The organism is Klenkia sp. PcliD-1-E (assembly GCF_024124375.1).
Classification (GTDB): domain Bacteria; phylum Actinomycetota; class Actinomycetes; order Mycobacteriales; family Geodermatophilaceae; genus Klenkia.
The window spans coordinates 1-3,823 of the sequence record NZ_JAMXRZ010000202.1 but is presented as its reverse complement, the minus strand read 5'-3'; the positions used below and the strand labels follow the sequence as shown (position 1 = coordinate 3,823).

Genomic DNA, 3,823 nt, shown 5'->3' with positions numbered 1-3,823 from the left:
GGGTCACGGCCGGGCCGCCGGGAACGCGAGGCTGAACCGGGCGCCGCCGTCGGGGCCGTCCGAGCACCACGCCGCGCCCCCCGCCCGCGCGGCGGTCTCGGCGACGATGGCCAGGCCGAGGCCGGCGCCGGGCAGGGAGCCGCGCCGGGCGTGGCCGCCCCGGGCGAACCTCTCGAAGACCCGTTCGCGGTCGGCCACCGGCACCCCGGGACCGCCGTCGTCGACGTGCACCACCACGGTGTCCTGCTCCCGCCGCACCGTCATCGCCGTCGCCCCTCCCGCGTGCCGGCCCGCGTTCTCCACGAGGTTGCGCACCGCCCGCTCGAGCTGGTTCTTCTCCACGCCGACCGTGGTCGTGCCGTCGGGGTCCAGGTGCAGCTCCACGTCCGCGGGTGCCGACCGGGTCGCCACCTCGCGCACGACGGCGGCGACGCTGACCGGGTCGGCCTGCCGGGCGGCGGTGTCGTCGTCCAGGCGGGCGAGCTCGAGCAGGTCGTCGACGGTCCGGTGGAAGCGGTGCAGCTCGGCCTCGACGAGGGCCAGTGCCTGCTGCCCCCGGGGCGTCAGGTCCCCGCGCCGGGCACCGAGCACCTCGACGCTGGTGATCAACGTGGTGAGGGGGCTGCGCAGTTCGTGGCTGACGTCCCCGACGAACCGGGCGTCGCGCTCGATCCGGCTGACCAGGGTGTCGACCATGCCGTTGAAGCTGCCGACGATGGCCACCAGCTCCGGGTCGGAGGTGTCGGGCAGCCGGGTGGCCAGGTCACCGGCCGCGACCCGGGTGGCGGCCCCGGCGACCTGCTCCAGGGGCCGGACGGCGCGCCCGCTCGCCCAGACCCCGAACGCGGCGCCGGAGGCGGTGGCCGCGAGCGCGCCGAGCCCGAGCACCCAGGTGAGGGTCCGCAGCGACTGCTCCAGCTCGGTGAGGGGGGCGAACTCGTAGAACTGGACCCCTTCGGCGCCCAGGGGCACCCCGACGACCAGCCGCGGCGCGTCGGCGACGCGGACGCGCAGGGTGGCGGGCGTCCCGCCGGCGAGCAGCTGCTGCAGCGAGGCCGGCACGTCGCGGGCGCCCAGGGTGAGCGAGGAGGAGAACCACTGGTCGCCGCTGCGCACGACGACGTCCGACCCGCCCGAGGGGACCAGGTCGGCCAGCACGTCGCCGACCTCCTGGCCGGCCGTGGACAGCCCGCTGGCCAGCTGGGTGGCGTCGGCCAGGGCGGCCCGGGTGGCGGCGTCCTCTCGCTGGCCCAGGAGGTAGCTGCGGGCCAGCAGGAACGTCGTCCCGACGAGGACCGCGGACACCAGCAGGGCGCCGAGGGTGAAGCCCGCGATGATCCGCGCCCGCAACCCGGTCGGCAGCCACCGGGTCACCGCCGGTCCAGCCGGTACCCCAGCCCCCGGACGGTCACCACCACCTGCGGGTCGGCGGGGTCCAGCTCGATCTTGGTCCGCAGCCGGCGGATGTGGACGTCGACCAGCCGCTCGTCGCCGAAGAAGCCGTGGTCCCACACCTGCTGGAGCAGGTCGGGCCGGCTGCGGACCCGGCCGGGGGTGCCCGCCAGCTCGCACAGCAGGCGCAGCTCGGTGACGGTCAGGTGCAGTTCCCGCTCACCCCGGTGCACGGTGCCCGCCGACGCGTGCAGCACGAGCGGTTCGGCGGACGCCGCGTCCAGCACCATGCGGTCGTCCTCGGCGGCCCGGGACGCCGCCGGGGTCTCTGCCGCGGCGCCGGCCCGGCGGCGGAGGGCCCGCAGCCGCGCGGTGATCTCCTTGACCTGGTAGGGCTTGGTGACGTAGTCGTCGGCCCCGGCCTCCAGCGCGGCGACGATGTCGTGGGTGTCCGAGCGGGCGCTGACCACGATGATCGGCAGGTCGTGCGTCCGGCGCACCGTGCGGATCACCTCGAAGCCGTCCACCGCGCCGAGCATCAGGTCCACCAGCATCAGGTCCGGGGCGGCGGCGGCGACCTGCCGGCAGGCGTCCTCGCCGTCGGCGGCCTCGGCGACGTCGTAGCCCTCGTCCTCCAGCCCCCACCGCAGGGCGGTGCGGATGTGGTCGTCGTCCTCGACGACCAGCAGACGCAGGGCCACGGCCCCATCGTGCCACCGCCCGGCGGCGACGACGGGACCCCCCGGGATCGTCACGGGATCGCAAAGCGGCACCCGACCGGTCGTCATCGGCGGCGGGCACGGTGGAGCCGTGCCCGACAGGAGGTCGCCATGACCCTCGACCACCCGAGCAGGACCGCGGAGGAACGCTTGGTGCCGCTCGACCAGTCGATGCTGTCCGAGGGCCTCGCCGACGTGCGCTGGCGGCTGCACCGCGAGGTGCTCAGCGGTGCCCGCTGGATCGTGGTGGACCTGACCCGGGTCACCCGGTTGGCCAGCCCGGCCCTGGCCAGCTTCCTGTGGGCGCACCGGGTCTGCCGGGCCAGGGGTGGTGGGGTCGAGCTGCGCGGGGCCGACCGCCGGGTCCGCGCCGTCCTGCACCGCACCGGTCTGGACCACGTGCTGCAGGTGCGGGCCGCACCCGGACGGTGGGCTGCGTGACCGCTCCCGTCGCGGGCGGCTTCGACGTGGTGGACCGGGGTGCCGGCCGCGTGGCCGCGGGCGGCGTCCTGGACGAGCGCGGTGCGGACCTGCTGCACGGTGTGGCCCTGGCCCTCCAGGGCCGCGGTCACCGACGGATCGAGGTCGACCTGGCCGGGGTGCGCGCCGCCAGCGCCGTCGGCGTCCGGATGCTCGACGCGACCCGCCGCGCTCTCACCGCGGAGCTGGTGCTGCTGCACGCCGAGACCGTGCTCCCCGCACCCGGCGTCCGCCCCCCGCCGCCGGGCTGACGGGGGCGCACCCCGGCGCCGGCGAGCGGCCCGAGGTGCGGCGGGCCGACAGGGCCACCACCACCCCGTGCGGCACCGTGACCGCGGCCAGCACCGGCAGCGTGGCGGCCAGGGCGGTGACCGCGCCGGCCGACCCGGACCACAGCAGGGCCAGCCCGAGGAGGACGACACCGGTGGGCAGCGCGGCCAGGACGGCGAACCGGCGCACCGCCGCCGCGGTGCCGCGCTCGCGCAGGACGACGCGCAGCACGGGGTCCTCCTCGAGCAGCAGGGCGGTGTGCCGGACGGCGTGCCAGCCGCCGAAGTAGGCGGCCAGGGCCAGCAGGGGCGGTGTGGTGCTCACCAGGACGACGAGCGCGGCCAGCTCGGCCGCGGGCCGGGTGCGACCGGTCAGCAGGAGGGCACCGGCGACCAGCACCGCGGCGGTCGGGAGGGCCAGCAGGACGCCCGTCGACCACGCGGGGGACAGGGGGTCGCGGACGCCGAGCGCGTCGAGGGAGGCGCCGGTCAGCTGCGGGTCCCGCGCCAGGGGGACCAGCAGCACCAGGCCGCCCGCGACCGGGGCGACGACGCGGCGCCCCCGGCGGGGGAGGTCCCAGAAGGTCACCTCCCCGGCCCCGAAGTGCAGGACCGAGAGGACCAGGAACAGCAGCAGCGAGGGTGCGGGGGCGGCGACGAAGACGAGGTAGGTCGTTGCGGCGAGGGCGGCGTAGAGGGTCCCCGCAGCGAGGAGGGCCCGCAGCGGCGAGGTGCCGGAGCGGCGCCGGTGCAGCAGGCGGGCGGCGGCGAGGTGGTCCAGGGCGCCGTGCGGGATGCCGGCCACGAGGCCGGTCGCGGCCAGCGCCCAGACCCAGCTGCGGTGGTCGTGGTCGCGCACCGCCGCGCTCCAGCCCAGCAGGCAGGCCAGGACCAGCACGAGGGAGGAGGTCCGCCGTCCCCAGGAGCGGGCCCGACCGGGGCCGGCGGCCCGGGCACCGCCCG

At 77.3% G+C, this 3,823-nt stretch carries 5 protein-coding genes; 2 read left to right on the top strand and 3 right to left on the bottom strand.

The window, feature by feature from the left end:
- Positions 1-3: 3 nt before the first annotated feature.
- On the bottom strand, positions 4-1,374 hold the full coding sequence (locus NH342_RS22270; RefSeq protein ID WP_253018448.1) for a cell wall metabolism sensor histidine kinase WalK: 1,371 nt from the start codon (positions 1,372-1,374) through the stop codon (positions 4-6).
- On the bottom strand, positions 1,371-2,093 hold the full coding sequence (locus NH342_RS22265; protein ID WP_253018446.1) for a response regulator: 723 nt from the start codon (positions 2,091-2,093) through the stop codon (positions 1,371-1,373). The genes NH342_RS22270 and NH342_RS22265 overlap by 4 nt, the downstream gene beginning before the upstream one ends.
- Before the next feature lie 129 nt (positions 2,094-2,222).
- Here NH342_RS22265 and NH342_RS22260 point away from each other — a divergent pair, with 129 nt between their 5' ends.
- On the top strand, positions 2,223-2,552 hold the full coding sequence (locus NH342_RS22260) for an STAS domain-containing protein (protein WP_253018444.1): 330 nt from the start codon (positions 2,223-2,225) through the stop codon (positions 2,550-2,552).
- Complete coding sequence (locus tag NH342_RS22255; protein WP_253018442.1) at positions 2,549-2,842, top strand: hypothetical protein; 294 nt, start codon at positions 2,549-2,551, stop codon at positions 2,840-2,842. The genes NH342_RS22260 and NH342_RS22255 overlap by 4 nt, the downstream gene beginning before the upstream one ends.
- On the opposite strand, the gene NH342_RS22250 is transcribed toward NH342_RS22255, so the two are convergent.
- On the bottom strand, positions 2,766-3,823 hold a 1,058-nt coding region (locus tag NH342_RS22250), incomplete at its 5' end, for a Brp/Blh family beta-carotene 15,15'-dioxygenase (protein ID WP_253018440.1). The genes NH342_RS22255 and NH342_RS22250 overlap by 77 nt on opposite strands.